The sequence below is a fragment of the Streptomyces sp. Ag109_O5-1 genome, assembly GCF_003814875.1.
Lineage (GTDB): Bacteria > Actinomycetota > Actinomycetes > Streptomycetales > Streptomycetaceae > Streptomyces > Streptomyces sasae.
Genome location: NZ_RKQF01000001.1, coordinates 4,418,029 through 4,432,707, shown reverse-complemented (window position 1 = coordinate 4,432,707; position 14,679 = coordinate 4,418,029). Strand labels below are relative to the sequence as shown.

The following is a 14,679-nucleotide window of genomic DNA, read 5'->3' as shown; positions in this document are numbered from 1 at the left end:
CGGACAGGGGCCCGCCGCCAGCATGGAGACATGACAACGACAGCGGCGACGACGGCCACCGGTACCCCGGTCGTCGGGTTCGACCAAGTGAGCAAGACCTACGGGAGTGTGCGGGCCGTCGACGGGCTCTCGCTGCGGCTGCACCCGGGGGAGACCGTGGCCCTGCTCGGGCCCAACGGCGCCGGCAAGTCGACCACGCTCGACCTGCTGCTCGGCCTCAAGCAGGCCGACACCGGCACGGTCGGCGTCTTCGGCATGAGCCCGCGCGAGGCCATCGTCGCCGGACGGGTCGGCGCGATGCTGCAGAGCGGCGGCCTGATGGACGAGGTCACCGTCCGCGAACTGGTCAAGCTGGCCTGCGATCTGCACCCCAAGGCGTACAAGGTCGCCGATGTCCTCGCCCGCGCCGGGATCTCGCAGATCGCCGACCGCAAGGTCAACAAGCTCTCCGGCGGCCAGGCCCAGCGGGTCCGCTTCGCCCTCGCCACCGCCGGCGACAGCGACCTGATCGTCCTGGACGAGCCGACCACCGGCATGGACGTCTCCGCCCGCCAGGCCTTCTGGGCCACCATGCGCGAACAGGCCGACCAGGGGCGTACGGTCCTGTTCGCCACGCACTACCTCGAAGAGGCCGACGCCATCGCCGACCGGGTGCTGGTGCTGCACCGGGGACGGCTGCTCGCCGACGGCACCGCCGCCGAGATCAAGGCGAAGGCGGGCGCCCGGCGGATCTCCTTCGACCTGGAGGGCGAGATCGACGAGGCCCCGCTGCGGGCACTGCCCTTCCTCACCGTCATAGACGTCTCCGGCCAGACCGTCCGCATCCAGTCGTCCGACGCCGACGCCACCGTCCACGCGCTCTACGGACTCGGTGTCTACCCCCGCAACCTCGAAGTCGCCGGGCTCGGTCTGGAGCAGGCGTTCGTCGCCATCACGGAGGCCGAGGAGGCCAAGCAGTCATGAACGCCCTCATCAAGCTGGAACTCGCCCGGGCCCTGCGCAACCGCAAGTTCCTGTTCTTCTCCGTGATCTACCCGTCCCTGATCTTCCTGCTGGTCGCCAGCCAGGGCGGCAGCAACGCCACCGTCGACAAGACCGGCCTCTCCGTCGCCGCCTACGTCATGGTCTCCATGGCTTCCTTCGGCGCCCTGACCGCCGTCCTGATGGGCAACAGCGAGCGCATCGCCAAGGAGCGCGAGAGCGGCTGGGTACGGCAGCTGCGGCTGACCACCCTCCCCGGGCGCGGCTACGTCCTCGCCAAGACCGCCAGCGCCGCCGTGGTGAGCCTGCCCTCCATCGTGGTCGTCTTCCTGGTCGCCGCCTCGGTCAAGCACGTACGGCTGGAAGCCTGGCAGTGGTTCGCCCTTACCGGCGCGATCTGGGCCGGCAGCCTGGTCTTCGCCGCGCTCGGCGTCGCCATCGGGTATCTGGCGAGCGGCGACGCGGTCCGCCCGATCACGATGATCACCTACTTCGGCCTGTCGATCCTCGGCGGCCTGTGGTGGCCGTCCTCCTCCTTCCCGACCTGGCTCCAGGACATCGCGAAGTGGCTGCCCACGCACGCGTACGCTGCACTGGGGCGGGCCATCGAACAGAGCCAGGCCCCGAAAGCCCAGGACATCGCCATCCTCGTCGTCTTCTTCGCCCTCTTCGTCGGCGGCGCGGCCTGGCTGTACCGGAAGGACACGCTGAAGGCGTGAGCACGATGACGGAAGACCTGCGGCCCGACGAGGAAGCCCGGGCGGAGCGGCTGATGCGGATCGGCGCGCCGCCCCGCAATCGCGGCGAGGCGATCCGCAAGCTGGTGTGGGTCCTGCCGTGGCTGGTCTTCCTGGCCTCCCCGGTGGGCGACCTGACCGCCGGCCACCACAGCATGGGTGCCACGGTGGCCGGCTGGGCCGGTCTGGCGGCCTTCGTCGGGATCTACCTGACCATCGTCTTCCGCCAGATGGGCCGGCCGTTCCGCGGCGGGATCGTCTCCGTCGCGGTCGCCGTGCAGTGGGTGCTCGCGGTCGTCCTCGCCCTCAGCCTCGGCAGCTCCTGGCTCGGCCTGTTCGTGTACGTCTCCGTGATGTGCGGGGTCACCTTCCCGCTCCGCGTCGCCTACTGGACGATCCCGGCCACCACCGCCGCCATGATGCTGGCCGGCTGGCACGCCCACAACCTGGACGAGGCCTGGGGCCTGTTCCTGGTGGTGCTCCTGGTCGGCTACTCCATGACCGGCATCCGGCAACTCGTCGCCACCACGATCGAGTTGCGCAAGGCCCGCGCCACGGTCGCCCAACTGGCCGCCAACGAGGAGCGGTTGCGCCTGGCCCGCGACCTGCACGACCTGCTCGGCCACTCCCTCTCCCTCATCACCCTGAAGAGCGAGCTGGCCGGCCGGATGCTCCCCGACCACCCCGACAAGGCGGCCCAGCAGGTCTCCGACATCGAACAGGTCAGCCGGCAGGCCCTGGTGGACGTCCGGGAGGCCGTCACCGGCTACCGGCGGCCCCGGCTCGCCGCCGAACTCGCGGGCGCGCAGGTCGCGCTGACCGCCGCGGCGGTCACCGCCGAGGTCCCCGCCGACCCCGACCTCACCGACGTGTCCGAGGACGGCGAGGCGGCCCTCGCGTGGGCGCTGCGCGAGGCGATCACCAACGTAGTGCGGCACAGCGGCGCGACCGCCTGCACGGTCGAACTGCTGCGCCGCCAGACCCTGGACGGCCGGGTCCTCGAACTCGCCGTCGAGGACAACGGCTCGGGCGGCTCCGGCAAGGGGGCCGGCAACGGCCTCACCGGTCTCACCGAGCGCCTGGAGAAGGCCGGCGGCACGCTGGAGGCGGGCCGCCTGAAGCGCGGTTTCCGTCTCGTCGCCCGAGTCCCGCTCTCCTCCGGCATGGCCGTAGGATCCGGTGCATGAGCAGCACGATCAAGGTCCTCCTCGCCGAGGACCAGTCGATGGTCCGCGAGGCGCTGGCGGCCCTGCTGGGACTCGAGGACGACATCGAGGTCGTGGCCCAAGTGGCGCGCGGCGACGAGGTGTTGCCGACGGCCCAGCAGCACGACATCGACGTCGCCCTGCTCGACATCGAGATGCCGGGTTGTACGGGCATCGAGGCGGCGGCCCAGCTCCACAAGGCGCTCCCGGCCGTCAAACTGGTCGTCCTCACCACCTTCGGCCGCCCCGGCTATCTGCGCAGCGCGATGGAGGCGGGCGCCGACGCGTTCCTGGTCAAGGACGCCCCCGCCGCCCAACTCGCCGAAGCCGTCCGCAAGGTGCTCGCCGGCGAACGCGTCATCGACCCCACACTGGCCGCGGCAGCGCTGGCAGAGGGCGCCAACCCCCTGACCGACCGCGAACGAGAGGTCCTCCGCGCGGCGGCCGACGGCTCCACGAACGCGGAGCTGGCAGCGGCGCTGCACCTCTCCCAGGGGACGGTACGCAACTACCTCTCGACGGCGATCCAGAAACTGGCGGTCCGCAACAGAGCGGAAGCGGTCCGCATCGCGAGGGAGAAGGGCTGGCTTTAGCCGGCCGAGGGCCTCGCCCGGATGGGCACCGCCGTACACCGCCGTAGCGGCTGAGCACCGCTGCGGCGGATCAAAAGAACCGGCGGAGCGACGGTGACCGGCGGGGTGGAATGGAAGGTGGGAGGGCGGTGCCCGATCGGTGCCGGCTAGCGCAGCCGACCAAGGGGCGCGGGGAACCGCGCGATCAGCCCCCGCTCAGCCGCAGCCGCCCACGCACCGCCACCCCTACGGCGAACAGGCGCATCCGCGCCCTCAGTTGAGGCGAGCCCGGGCTGCCCGTGCCTCGCCCCGTACCTTCTCCGCCGCCCCTTCGTCGACCACGTCGATCAACCCCGCGTACTTCTCCAACTCCTCGGCCCCGTCGACGAAGTCACCCCGCTCCACCAGCAACCGCGCCCGCTCGTACCGCAACCGCGCCGGATGCGACGGCAGCAGCAGCGACAGGTCCACCGCCCACAGGCCGACGTCCGACCGCTCGGGGCGGGCCGCCGCCCACGCCCGTACGTTGTTGAGGATGCGGCGTACGACGTCCAGCGGATCGGCCGGCTGCAGCATCGCCGGCTCCAGCGGCACCCCCGCCGCCCCCACCACCAACAGCTCCGCATCCGCCCCGCTCAGCACCCGCCCCCCGTCGAACGGATCGGCCAGCACCTGCTCCTCCGCCGTCCCGAAGCCGACCACGAAGTGCCCCGGCAGCGCGACGCCGTACACCGGAGCCCCCGCCCGCCGGGTGACCTCCAGCCACACCACGGACAGCAGGATCGGCAGCCCGCGCCGCCGCCGCAGCACCTCGTGCAGCAGCGAGGACTCCAGCCGCTGGTAGTCCGCGGCGGCGCCCTGGAAACCGAACCGTTCGCCCAGCACCCGGCGCGCCGCCGTGGCCCAGGCGAGCGGCCCGCCCGGCCGGTAGGGCAGCTGCCCGGCCAGCCGGTCCAGTTCCATCTGCGCCGCGTCGATCCCGGCCTCGTCCAGCGAACCGTCGGCCGCCGCGCCCAGCAGCAGACACAGCGTCGCCAGATCGGGCCGCTCGGACCGCGCCTCCTCGGCGAACCGCCGCCGTACCTCGGCGGCCCGCTCCGGTGACGGCGGGTGCGGATGAGGGGAACCCATAGCTCTTTCGTGCCCTTCCGGAATGATCCGTACCGCCGAGAACCTCAGAAGCCGTCCGTTCCCGGCTCCCGTCCCGGTTCCCGGTGGTGGTGATACGCGTGGTGCGCCGCGAAGCCCAGCCGCCCGTACAGTGTCCGCGCCCCCGCGTTCTCCGTCTCCACCTGGAGCCAGGCCGCCGACGCGCCCTCCGCCAGCGCCCGCCGGGCGAGCGCGGCCATGACCTCGGTGGCCAGCCCCCGTCGCCGCAGCCCCGGATCCACCTCGACGGCGGCGAACCCGGCCCACCGGCCGTCCACCACCAGCCGCCCGATGGCCGCGGGGGCGTCCCCGGACTCGGAGGACCCGCCGGGAACGGTCGCGAACCACACCGACGGGCCGCCGCACAGCACCCGCAGCGCCACCTCGCTCACGCCCTTGCGCTGGTACCGCGCCAGCCAGGCCTCGTCGGCCGTCCGGGAGAGCACCACACCGGCGCCCTCCGCCCGGTCCGCCACCGGCGCCAGCCCCCCGACCCACAGCTCGGCGCTCACCTCACGCACCCACCCCCGCCGCTCCAGCTCCGCGCAGAGCAGCTCCTGGGTCCCCTCGGCGCCGGTCGCGGTCTGGACGTACGCCGGCAGCCCCCGTTCGCCGTACCACCGCCGTACGGCGTCCAGAGCGGCGTCGAGCGGCAGCCCCGGGTCGCCGAGCGGCAGCACACTGTTGGCCCGCCGAGTGAAGCCGCCGGCGGCCCGGAGCTCCCACTCGCCGAGCCGCTCGCTCTCCACCGGCCGCCAGCCGCGTGCGACGACACGCGCGAGTTCCTGATACGTCGCCGCCGGTCCCCGGCGGCGCGCCGGAGCGGCCGGTACCACCTTGCCCGCCACCAGCGCGGACTCCGGTATCCGGACGGTCTCCCCGTCCCGGCGTGTGATCGTCAGCACGCCGTCGTCGTCCCATGATGTGAGAACACCCACCGTGTCGGTGAACTTCTCCTCCGTGACGCCATTTCCGGTCAAACGTCGTACAGAGACCCGTTTGCCCACGTCAGCAGCGGTGATACGGACCTCGAAGCGTCCCGCGGCAGAGATTTCCACTGGTCAGTTCACCCCTCCTGTTCGGATCATGCCCAAGAACGGAGATACTAGGGGCGGGCATCGACGACGCCGCGCTCCCGCGCGCCAGGCGGCGGAGCCTACGGAGGCCCGCCAGCGCCCATTCGAGGAGGAACGACAGCGTGACCTACGTCATCGCGCAGCCTTGTGTCGACGTGAAGGACAAGGCGTGCATCGAGGAGTGCCCGGTCGACTGCATCTACGAGGGCCAGCGGTCCTTGTACATCCACCCGGACGAATGCGTCGACTGTGGTGCCTGTGAGCCGGTCTGCCCGGTCGAGGCGATCTTCTACGAGGACGACACTCCCGAGGAGTGGAAGGACTACTACAAGGCCAACGTCGAGTTCTTCGACGACCTCGGCTCCCCCGGCGGCGCCAGCAAGCTGGGCCTGATCGAGCGCGACCACCCGTTCGTCGCCGCGCTGCCGCCGCAGGCCGAGTAACCCGCACCGGCGGCCCGCCGCAACACCGTGCCGCCTCGGTCCCGTACGGCCTGATCACGTCCGATCGGCGCCGTACGGGGCCGAGGCGTTTGCCGTACCGGCCGTTGTCGGTCGTACCCGGTCGTACCGAAGAAAGTGAGCAAGCAACCGTGTCCGCAGTCTCCGACCGTCTGCCCACCTTCCCCTGGGACAAGCTGGAACCGTACAAAAAGACGGCAGCGGCACACCCGGACGGCATCGTCGACCTCTCGGTCGGCACTCCGGTGGACCCGGTCCCCGACCTGATCCAGAAGGCCCTGATCGACGCGGCCGACTCGCCCGGCTACCCCACGGTCTGGGGCACCCCGGCGCTGCGCGACGCGATCACCGGCTGGGTCGAGCGCCGCCTCGGCGCCCGCGACGTCACCCACCGCCACGTCCTCCCGATCGTCGGCTCCAAGGAACTCGTCGCCTGGCTCCCCACCCAGCTGGGCCTCGGCCCCGGTGACAAGGTCGCCTACCCGCGCCTCGCGTACCCGACCTACGAGGTCGGCGCCCGTCTCGCCCGCGCCGACTACGAGGTCTACGACGACCCGCGCGACCTGGACCCGGCGAACCTGAAGCTCCTCTGGCTGAACTCCCCGTCCAACCCGACCGGCAAGGTCCTCTCCCGGCAGGAACTCACGGAGATCGTCGCCTGGGCCCGCGCCCACGGCGTCCTGGTCTTCTCCGACGAGTGCTACCTCGAACTGGGCTGGGAGGCCGACCCGGTCTCGGTCCTGCACCCGGACGTCAACGGCGGCTCGTACGACGGCATCGTGTCCGTCCACTCCCTCTCCAAGCGCTCCAACCTCGCGGGCTACCGCGCCGCCTTCCTGGCCGGCGACCCGGCGGTCCTGGGCCCGCTCCTGGAGATCCGCAAGCACGGCGGCATGATGACGTCGGCTCCCACGCAGGCGGCGGTGGTGGCAGCCCTCTCCGACGACACCCACGTCCAGGAGCAGCGGGAGCGCTACGCGTCCCGCCGTACGGCCCTGCGCGAGGCCCTCCTGTCCCACGGCTTCCGCATCGAACACAGCGAGGCGAGCCTCTACCTGTGGGCGACGCGGGACGAGTCCTGCTGGCAGACGGTCGCCCACCTGGCCGAGCGAGGCATCCTCGTGGCACCGGGCGACTTCTACGGCGAGGCGGGAGAGAACTTCGTACGGGTCGCTCTGACGGCAACGGACGAGCGCGTCCAGGCAGCGGTGGGACGACTCCGCTGACGGACGCGGAGCGCCCCGTAGGGGCGCGGGGCTGTATCGATATGCGGCTCCGCCGCGAGGGCGCGACCGGCCCCCACCGGCCCGCACCCGACGCACAACGGAAAGGGACCCAGGGAAAACCCCGGGTCCCTTCTCAACTCACCGGCGCCGGCGCCCCGCCGTCAGCCCCCCAGCGGAAGCCCCTTGACCGGCAGGCCGCCCTTCGCGAGCCCATCCGTCGGCAGCCCACCCTTGGTCGCCGTGGACGTAGCACCGCCCAGCAGCCCACCCGCGGAGCCGGCCGCGTCGCCCGCGGTGTGCTGCACCGCCGGCGCCACTTTCTTGACGGCCTTGCCGCCGGTCCTGGCCGCGGCCGGCACCGTCGACTCCACGGCCTTGCCTCCGGTGTGACCGAGGGTCCCGGTGACGTGCTGCGTCGCACCGTCGGCGGTGTTGCCGACGCTCGTCCCGTCCAGGGCGGTCAGACCGCCCAGGTTCGGGGTGGCCGGCAGGCTCGGGGCCGCGCCGGCGGAGCCGGCCGCACCGACCCCGGCAGCCGCTCCCGCTGCGACGAGCAGCGCGGCACGGGCGATCCGGCGGGTCAGAGGGAGGGACATGATGCTCCATTCGACGGGAGGGAACGTGATCGCCGTGACTACCGCTCGAAGCCCGCGAAGGTTGCGGAGGCCCAAGGTAAAGAATTGATAACGCATCGCATTATCGGGTGTGGATAAAAACGGGCAAAGGGCGTCGACGGCGCGGCCCCGCAGAATCCTTACGCCCCCGCGTCCCCAAGGGATTTCGCGCATGCGCGAGTGAGCGTGCGAAAACCTGCGCACACCACGTACGTGTCCCGTCCCGGCTGACCCGCCGGAGTGAAATCCCGAACTGCTGCCCGGTCCGTTGCCCGGTCCGTTGCTCGGTCTGTTGCCCGGCCTACTGCCCGGTCACGATCCGCACCGACCCCGCGGACCTCTCCGCACCGCCCGTGCTCTGGGAAGAGGTCGCCTGCCACTGGCTGTCCGTGCTCCCGGCGGCCCACTCCCGGCCCGCGTACGACACCCGCTGGATGTGCAGCGCCGTGGAGTTGGCCACCGCCCAGTGCGCGAGCTGCCAGCCGCGCTCGCTCTCGGTGCGCCCCGCCTTGTCGGTCTTCTTCCCCTCCGGCACCGGCACGGTCACGGTCCGCCCGTGCGCCGTGGCGGTCACGCTCGGCGTCGGCGTCGGCGCCTTCACCGGCACACCGCCGACCTCCGCGCCGGCCTCCTCGACCGCGTCCCGCCCGAAGTCCCGTACCAGGGCGGTCCGTACCGCGTCCGGGCCGACGGCCGTCGCCGTGGTCGTGGCCGCGGGGCGCCCGTCGCAGGTCAGCGTGGCCGCCGCCCGCCCGGTGAGCGCCGCCGCCAGCAGCGTGGCGTCCTCCTCGTGCTTGGCGTAGGCCTCCGGGTAGCCGCTGCGCTGCACGCGCTGCGCGGCCACCGTCAGCGGCAGGGTCTGGTAGTCGGGCACCTTGGCCAGGTGCGCGTAGAAGATGCCCGCCGCGTACGCCGGGTCCAGGATCTGCGCCTTGGTACCCCAGCCCTGCGAGGACCGCTGCTGGAACAGGCCCAGCGAATCCCGGTCGCCGTGCTTGATGTTGAGCAGCCCCGACTCCTGGATCGAGGTCGCCAGGGCGATGGCCACCGCCCGCTCGGGCATGCCCCGGCCGGTGCCGACGGCGGCGATCGTCGCCGCGTTCACCGCCTGCTCGGGCGTGAACTGGTACGACTCGCCGTCGCTCCGGCCCGAGACGACCTTGCAGCCCTCGGTACCGCCGCCTCCGGTGACGTACTGGACGACCAGGTAGGCCGCGACGCCGCACAGGATCAGCAGGCCCGACATGAAGCGCAGGAGGCGGCGGTAACGCTTGGGGCGGGTGGGGGACGGCTCTGGCACGCGTACAACATACTGGAGAGTACGAGCCGCTCAACCCCGGGTGCGGAAGCCTGTGAGCCTGTCCACAGGCTGGAGCGCGCTAGGGTCGAAGCCATGGCCGACACCTCGCTTGACCTCACGCTGGACGCCGCCGCGCTCACCGCGCAACTTGTCGACTTCCCCTCGGAGAGCGGCACCGAGAAGCCGCTCGCGGACGCGATCGAGGACGCACTGCGGGCCCTGCCGCACCTGACGGTCGACCGGTACGGCAACAACGTGATCGCCCGCACGAACCTGGGCCGCGCCGAGCGGGTGATACTCGCCGGTCACATCGACACGGTCCCGATCGCCGACAACGTGCCGTCCCGGCTGGACGAGGACGGCGTGCTGTGGGGCTGCGGCACCTGCGACATGAAGTCGGGCGTCGCGGTCCAGCTGCGCATCGCGGCCACCGTCCCGGCGCCGAACCGCGACCTGACCTTCGTCTTCTACGACAACGAGGAGGTCGCCGCCCATCTCAACGGCCTCAAGCACGTCGCCGAGGCCCACCCGGACTGGCTGGCCGGCGACTTCGCGGTGCTCCTCGAACCGTCGGACGGCGAGGTCGAGGGCGGTTGCCAGGGCACCCTGCGCGTGCTGCTGAGGACTAAGGGGGAGCGCGCGCACTCGGCGCGCTCCTGGATGGGCTCCAACGCGATCCACGCGGCCGCCCCGATCCTGGCCCGCCTCGCCTCCTACGAGCCGCGCTACCCGGTCATCGACGGCCTGGAGTACCGGGAGGGCCTCAACGCGGTCGGCATCTCGGGCGGGGTGGCCGGCAACGTCATCCCCGACGAGTGCGTGGTCACCGTCAACTTCCGGTACGCCCCCGACCGTTCCGAGGAGGAGGCGATCGCGCATGTCCGCGAGGTCTTCGCCGACTGCGGAGTCGCGGAGTTCGTGATCGACGACCACAGCCCCGGCGCACTGCCCGGCCTCTCCCACCCGGCCGCGGCGGCCTTCATCGAGGCGGTCGGCGGTACCCCGATGCCCAAGTACGGCTGGACCGACGTCTCCCGTTTCTCGTCCCTCGGTGTCCCCGCGGTCAACTACGGCCCCGGCAACCCGCACTTGGCGCACAAAAGGGATGAAAGGGTAGTAATCTCCAAGATCCTGGCGGGCGAGGAGCGCCTCCGCGCCTGGCTGACGAGGTGACGGGCACACTGGCGCTTCACACCCGACATGCCGACGTCCCGCGCACGTAACCCGCGCGGATCTACGCTGGGGCGGATACACCTGCAAGCGGAGGGAGCGCACATATGCCTACCGGGAACCCCGAGGGGAAAAAGGTGCCGCCGGACGAGCAGCGCCTGGGACCGGTCCTCCGACGGCGCGGCCAGGTGACCGCGAGCACGACGGACCAGCGCCTCCTGGACGCGGGCGGCCCCTCCGACTGGGTCCACACGGACCCCTGGCGGGTGCTGCGCATTCAGTCGGAGTTCATCGAGGGCTTCGGCACGCTCGCCGAACTCCCGCCCGCGATCAGCGTGTTCGGCTCCGCGCGGACGCCGGTGGACTCACCGGAGTACGACGCGGGCGTGAAGCTCGGCCGGGGCCTGGTCGAGGCCGGCTGGGCCGTGATCACGGGCGGCGGCCCGGGCGCCATGGAAGCGGCCAACAAGGGCGCGCTGGAGGCGGGCGGGGTCTCGGTCGGCCTCGGCATCGAGCTCCCCTTCGAACAGGGGCTCAACCCCTACGTCGACATCGGCCTCAACTTCCGCTACTTCTTCGTGCGGAAGATGATGTTCGTGAAGTACGCACAGGGCTTCGTCGTTCTCCCGGGCGGTCTCGGCACCCTCGACGAATTCTTCGAGGCCCTCACCCTGGTCCAGACCCAGAAGGTCACCCGCTTCCCGATCGTCCTGTTCGGCAGCGCGTACTGGGGCGGCCTGGTCGACTGGCTGACGAACACGCTGATCGCCCAGGGCAAGGCGTCCGAGAAGGACCTGCTCCTGTTCCACGTCACGGACGACGTGGCGGAGGCGGTGGCGCTGGTGTCGAAGGAAGCGGCCCGCTAGCGGAACGCACTTCGAGGCCCGCTCCTCAAGAAGCCGGGCCGGGTGGGTGGGCCGGCGAGGGATTCGGGGGCCTGGGGGCGGAGCCCCCGGGCCGCTACGCCAGCCCCCGCCGGGCCACCGCCGGAGGCCGGTGCCCGGCGATCGCCGCCACCATGTCCAGCACCTGCCGGGTCTCCGCCACCTCGTGCACCCGGTACACCTGCGCCCCCAGCCACGCCGACACCGCCGTCGTCGCCAGCGTGCCGATCACCCGCTCCTTCAGCGGCCGGTCCAGCGTCTCGCCCACGAAGTCCTTGTTGGACAGCGAGACCAGCACCGGCCACCCCGTCCCGACCATCTCGTCCAGCCGCCGGGTCGCCTCAAGGCTGTGCCGGGTGTTCTTGCCGAAGTCGTGCCCGGGATCGATCATCACCGACTCCCGGGGCACCCCCAGCGCGACGGCCCGCTCGGCCAGCCCGAGGGTCACCCGCAGAATGTCGGCCATGACGTCGTCGTACGTCACCCGGTGCGGCCGCGTCCGCGGCTCGGCCCCGCCCGCGTGCGTGCACACCAGCCCCACCCGGTACCGCGCCGCGACCTCCGCCAGCCCCGGATCGACCCCGCCCCACGCGTCGTTCAGCAGATCCGCCCCGGCCTCGCAGACGGCCTCCGCGACCGACGCCCGCCAGGTGTCCACGCTGATGACGACGTCCGGGAACCGCCGCCGCACCTCCGCGACGAACCCGACGGTCCGCCGTGCCTCCTCCTCGGCGGTGACCTCCTCGCCCGGCCCGGCCTTCACCCCGCCGATGTCGATGATCGCGGCCCCCTCGGCGACCGCCTGCTCCACGCGCGCGAGGGCGGGCTCGTCACGGAAGGTCGCCCCCTGGTCGTAGAAGGAGTCCGGTGTCCGGTTCACGATCGCCATGATCACCGGCTCGTTCGGTCCGAATTCCCGCCTGCCCAGCCTGAGCATCCCCTGTGACCTCTCGTAGTAAATGCCTCGCTACGGCCGCCTGCGACCCTAACCGTCAGACTCGCATGGCACGATCGGACACAGACACATTCGATACCGAGCACACTGAGTACAACGAGTGCTGCTGTACCGAGCTTCATCGAGCCTGGGGGCCACCGCGATGGTTATGTTCCTGTTCCTGGTCGTCGCGCTCGCGGTCGTGGTCGCCGCGGTCACGCTCTCCGTGGTGAGCGGCGGCGAGAGCAGCCCGCTGCCGGAGGTCGCCCCGGAGCGGTTCCAGGACCCGCTGCCCCCGGACCGCCCGGTCAACCGCGCGGACGTGGACAGCCTCCGTTTCCCGCTCGCCCCGCGCGGCTACCGCATGGCGGACGTCGACGACGCGCTCAGCCGTCTCGGCGCCGAGCTCGCGGAGCGCGACGCCCGGATCGCCGACCTGGAGTCCGCGCTGGCCGGCGTCCAGGCCGGGCCGCGTACCGCGCACACCTCGCTGGACAAGCCCGCGCCGGAGGACCGGCCGTGACCGAGGACGGCGAGGTGACCGTGGGCGCGGCCGTGGCCGGCCCGGACGGCAGGCTCCGCTGCCCCTGGGCCCTGTCCACGGAGGACTATGTGGCGTACCACGACGAGGAGTGGGGCCGCCCGGTCCACGGCGACGACGCCCTCTACGAGCGCCTCAGCCTGGAGGCCTTCCAGTCGGGCCTCTCCTGGATCACGATCCTCCGCCGCCGTCCGGGCTTCCGGGCGGCCTTCGCCGACTTCCACATCGAGAAGGTCGCGACCTTCACGGAGGAGGACCGCGAGCGCCTGCTGGCCGACCCGGGCATCATCCGCAACAGATCGAAGATCGACGCGACGATGGCCAACGCGAAGGTCCTGGCGGAGTGGGCGCCGGGCGAGCTGGACGAGCTGATCTGGTCGCACGCCCCGAAGCCGGGCGCCTACCCCGCGCCGAAGACCCTGTCCGACGTCCAGGCGGTCACCCCGGAGTCCACGGCCCTGTCGAAGGCCCTGAAGAAGCGCGGCCTGCGCTTCATCGGTCCGACGACGGCGTACGCCCTGATGCAGGCATGCGGCCTGGTCAACGACCACCTGGAAACATGCGTCGCGCGTAGCGCCCTGTAGGGGGCGCGGAGCCGCATCGATATGCGGCTCCGCCGCGCGGGCGCGACCGGCCACGACGCACCCGCAGTTCCCCACGACGGGTCACCGTCCCAAATACTTTGGCTTCTCCTTGTTCACAAAAGCCTGCACGGCGATCCCGTGATCCTCGGAAGCCCCGGCCCGAGCCTGCAGCTCGTCCTCTTTCTCCAGCGTCTCGTCCAAGGAGTGCGACAGCCCGTAGGCGACGGCCTCCTTCAGCGCCGCGTACGCCACGGTCGGACCGGCGGCCAGCGTCCGGGCCACCTTCTCGGCCTCGGTTCGCAGCTCCGCCGCCGGCACGACCTTGTTGGCGATACCCCACTCGTACGCGTCCTGCGCGCTGATGCTCCGGGGGAACAGCAGCAGGTCGGCGGCGCGACCCGGCCCCACAACCCGGGGCAGCGTCCACGACACCCCGGAGTCCGCGGTCAGCGCGACCCCGGCGAACGACGTGTTGAAGGCAGCCGTGTCGGCGACCACCCGGTAGTCCGCGGCCAGCGCGAACCCGAACCCGGCCCCGGCGGCCACCCCGTTCACGCCGGCCACCACCGGCTTCCGCGCCGACACCAGCGCCTGCACGATCGGGTTGTAGTGCTCCCGGACCGTCGTCATCGTCTGCCCCGCCCCCGTCTCCCGGTCGGACGCGAGCAGCGTGATGTGCTCCTTGAGGTCCTGGCCCACACAGAACGCCCGGTCTCCGGCCGCGGTCAGCAGGATCGCCCGGACCGCCGTGTCGGCCGCCGCCTCCTGTGCGGCCTCCCGAAGGGCGACCTTCGTCGCGATGTTGAGCGCGTTCATCGCCTCGGGGCGGTTCAGCGTGATCGTCGCGAGCCCGTCGCTCACTTCGTAGAGCACGGTGTCGGTCATGGTGCTTCCCCTCCGTCGTCTTCGCCGTGGCGGCTGACGTACCGCTCAGTACGTCGATGCCCGAAGGACAGCATGGCGGAGATCGCGGTCCCGGACCCGGACCCGACGTGTGACCTGCGTCAAAGAAAACCGGAGGCGACTCGGTCGGCGTAAGGACGCACGGCGGCGCAGTATCGCAGCCACATCGCCGAATTGGGTGGTTTTGCTCGCGCGCGTTGCCCAAGCGATGCCGACTGATGTTGGTCATCGGGTCCTGAGATGCGGGATAATGGCTTGGAAGCAATGTGTTCGATGCCGGTGTCGCGTGTCCCGCGAGGATCACGCGTGCCCTCCAGGGCCGTCGGTAGACGATGAGCTGTT

General features: G+C 71.6%; 16 protein-coding genes. 10 read left to right on the top strand and 6 right to left on the bottom strand.

The genetic code is table 11. The annotated features are described in order from the left end of the window. The first annotated feature begins 30 nt into the window (after window positions 1–30). Genes EDD90_RS20070 through EDD90_RS20055 form a run of 4 tightly spaced genes read left to right on the top strand, consistent with a single transcriptional unit; the run spans window position 31 to window position 3,516 of the window. Complete coding sequence (locus tag EDD90_RS20070; RefSeq protein WP_123974345.1) at window positions 31–963, top strand: ABC transporter ATP-binding protein; 933 nt, start codon at window positions 31–33, stop codon at window positions 961–963. Next, window positions 960–1,700, top strand: a complete 741-nt coding sequence (locus EDD90_RS20065; RefSeq protein WP_123974344.1) for an ABC transporter permease — start codon at window positions 960–962, stop codon at window positions 1,698–1,700. Before EDD90_RS20070 ends, EDD90_RS20065 begins: the two co-directional genes overlap by 4 nt. A gap of 5 nt (window positions 1,701–1,705) precedes the next feature. Beyond that, on the top strand, window positions 1,706–2,905 hold the full coding sequence (locus EDD90_RS20060; RefSeq protein WP_123981404.1) for a sensor histidine kinase: 1,200 nt from the start codon (window positions 1,706–1,708) through the stop codon (window positions 2,903–2,905). Further along, window positions 2,902–3,516: a response regulator transcription factor gene (locus EDD90_RS20055; RefSeq protein ID WP_123974343.1), complete on the top strand. Its 615-nt coding sequence runs from the start codon at window positions 2,902–2,904 to the stop codon at window positions 3,514–3,516. Before EDD90_RS20060 ends, EDD90_RS20055 begins: the two co-directional genes overlap by 4 nt. Before the next feature lie 252 nt (window positions 3,517–3,768). Here EDD90_RS20055 and EDD90_RS20050 read toward each other — a convergent pair whose 3' ends face one another. Together EDD90_RS20050 and EDD90_RS20045 are read right to left on the bottom strand one after the other, a co-directional pair. Further along, the gene (locus EDD90_RS20050) at window positions 3,769–4,626 is read right to left on the bottom strand and encodes a transglutaminase-like domain-containing protein (RefSeq protein ID WP_123974342.1); all 858 of its coding nucleotides are present in this window, start codon (window positions 4,624–4,626) and stop codon (window positions 3,769–3,771) included. Window positions 4,627–4,670: 44 nt separating this feature from the next. Then, window positions 4,671–5,702, bottom strand: coding sequence for a GNAT family N-acetyltransferase (locus tag EDD90_RS20045; RefSeq protein WP_123974341.1), 1,032 nt, complete (start codon window positions 5,700–5,702; stop codon window positions 4,671–4,673). 140 nt (window positions 5,703–5,842) lie between these two features. On the opposite strand from EDD90_RS20045, the gene fdxA reads away from it, so the two are divergent. Both fdxA and EDD90_RS20035 read left to right on the top strand, forming a co-directional pair. Continuing rightward, the gene (gene fdxA, locus EDD90_RS20040; protein ID WP_079659886.1) at window positions 5,843–6,163 is read left to right on the top strand and encodes a ferredoxin; all 321 of its coding nucleotides are present in this window, start codon (window positions 5,843–5,845) and stop codon (window positions 6,161–6,163) included. A 149-nt stretch (window positions 6,164–6,312) separates the two neighbouring features. Next, window positions 6,313–7,407, top strand: a complete 1,095-nt coding sequence (locus tag EDD90_RS20035; protein WP_123974340.1) for a bifunctional succinyldiaminopimelate transaminase/glutamate-prephenate aminotransferase — start codon at window positions 6,313–6,315, stop codon at window positions 7,405–7,407. A 161-nt stretch (window positions 7,408–7,568) separates the two neighbouring features. Here the strand turns inward: EDD90_RS20035 and EDD90_RS20030 are convergent, their stop codons facing one another. Together EDD90_RS20030 and EDD90_RS20025 are read right to left on the bottom strand one after the other, a co-directional pair. After that, entirely contained in the window at window positions 7,569–8,003 is a 435-nt protein-coding gene (locus EDD90_RS20030) for an ATP-binding protein (RefSeq protein ID WP_123974339.1), read from the bottom strand. Window positions 8,004–8,322: 319 nt separating this feature from the next. Next, window positions 8,323–9,321 carry a heavy metal transporter gene (locus EDD90_RS20025; protein ID WP_185149162.1) on the bottom strand — a complete coding sequence of 333 codons (999 nt, stop codon included), beginning with the start codon at window positions 9,319–9,321 and terminating at the stop codon, window positions 8,323–8,325. A gap of 93 nt (window positions 9,322–9,414) precedes the next feature. Here EDD90_RS20025 and dapE point away from each other — a divergent pair, with 93 nt between their 5' ends. Both dapE and EDD90_RS20015 read left to right on the top strand, forming a co-directional pair. After that, window positions 9,415–10,494 carry a succinyl-diaminopimelate desuccinylase gene (dapE, locus tag EDD90_RS20020; RefSeq protein WP_123974338.1) on the top strand — a complete coding sequence of 360 codons (1,080 nt, stop codon included), beginning with the start codon at window positions 9,415–9,417 and terminating at the stop codon, window positions 10,492–10,494. 104 nt (window positions 10,495–10,598) lie between these two features. Then, a complete protein-coding gene (locus EDD90_RS20015; RefSeq protein WP_123974337.1) occupies window positions 10,599–11,357 on the top strand; it encodes a TIGR00730 family Rossman fold protein in 759 nt (252 codons plus the stop codon). 94 nt (window positions 11,358–11,451) lie between these two features. Here the strand turns inward: EDD90_RS20015 and folP are convergent, their stop codons facing one another. Further along, the gene (gene folP / locus EDD90_RS20010) at window positions 11,452–12,312 is read right to left on the bottom strand and encodes a dihydropteroate synthase (RefSeq protein ID WP_123974336.1); all 861 of its coding nucleotides are present in this window, start codon (window positions 12,310–12,312) and stop codon (window positions 11,452–11,454) included. A 160-nt stretch (window positions 12,313–12,472) separates the two neighbouring features. On the opposite strand from folP, the gene EDD90_RS20005 reads away from it, so the two are divergent. Further along, on the top strand, window positions 12,473–12,832 hold the full coding sequence (locus tag EDD90_RS20005; RefSeq protein ID WP_123974335.1) for a DivIVA domain-containing protein: 360 nt from the start codon (window positions 12,473–12,475) through the stop codon (window positions 12,830–12,832). 14 nt (window positions 12,833–12,846) lie between these two features. Continuing rightward, window positions 12,847–13,434, top strand: a complete 588-nt coding sequence (locus tag EDD90_RS20000) for a DNA-3-methyladenine glycosylase I (RefSeq protein ID WP_123981400.1) — start codon at window positions 12,847–12,849, stop codon at window positions 13,432–13,434. Between the two features lie 81 nt (window positions 13,435–13,515). On the opposite strand, the gene EDD90_RS19995 is transcribed toward EDD90_RS20000, so the two are convergent. Beyond that, window positions 13,516–14,319 carry an enoyl-CoA hydratase/isomerase family protein gene (locus tag EDD90_RS19995; protein ID WP_123974334.1) on the bottom strand — a complete coding sequence of 268 codons (804 nt, stop codon included), beginning with the start codon at window positions 14,317–14,319 and terminating at the stop codon, window positions 13,516–13,518. Between the last annotated feature and the right edge of the window lie 360 nt (window positions 14,320–14,679).

Coding starts and splice junctions, on each gene's coding strand:
- EDD90_RS20030 (WP_123974339.1), bottom strand. CDS start 8,003: ATGTCCCTCCCTCTGACCCGCCGGATCGCCCGTGCCGCGCTGCTCGTC.
- EDD90_RS20050 (WP_123974342.1), bottom strand. CDS start 4,626: ATGGGTTCCCCTCATCCGCACCCGCCGTCACCGGAGCGGGCCGCCGAG.
- EDD90_RS20060 (WP_123981404.1), top strand. CDS start 1,706: ATGACGGAAGACCTGCGGCCCGACGAGGAAGCCCGGGCGGAGCGGCTG.
- EDD90_RS20015 (WP_123974337.1), top strand. CDS start 10,599: ATGCCTACCGGGAACCCCGAGGGGAAAAAGGTGCCGCCGGACGAGCAG.
- EDD90_RS20055 (WP_123974343.1), top strand. CDS start 2,902: ATGAGCAGCACGATCAAGGTCCTCCTCGCCGAGGACCAGTCGATGGTC.
- dapE (WP_123974338.1), top strand. CDS start 9,415: ATGGCCGACACCTCGCTTGACCTCACGCTGGACGCCGCCGCGCTCACC.
- EDD90_RS19995 (WP_123974334.1), bottom strand. CDS start 14,319: ATGACCGACACCGTGCTCTACGAAGTGAGCGACGGGCTCGCGACGATC.
- EDD90_RS20065 (WP_123974344.1), top strand. CDS start 960: ATGAACGCCCTCATCAAGCTGGAACTCGCCCGGGCCCTGCGCAACCGC.
- folP (WP_123974336.1), bottom strand. CDS start 12,312: ATGCTCAGGCTGGGCAGGCGGGAATTCGGACCGAACGAGCCGGTGATC.
- EDD90_RS20070 (WP_123974345.1), top strand. CDS start 31: ATGACAACGACAGCGGCGACGACGGCCACCGGTACCCCGGTCGTCGGG.
- EDD90_RS20005 (WP_123974335.1), top strand. CDS start 12,473: ATGGTTATGTTCCTGTTCCTGGTCGTCGCGCTCGCGGTCGTGGTCGCC.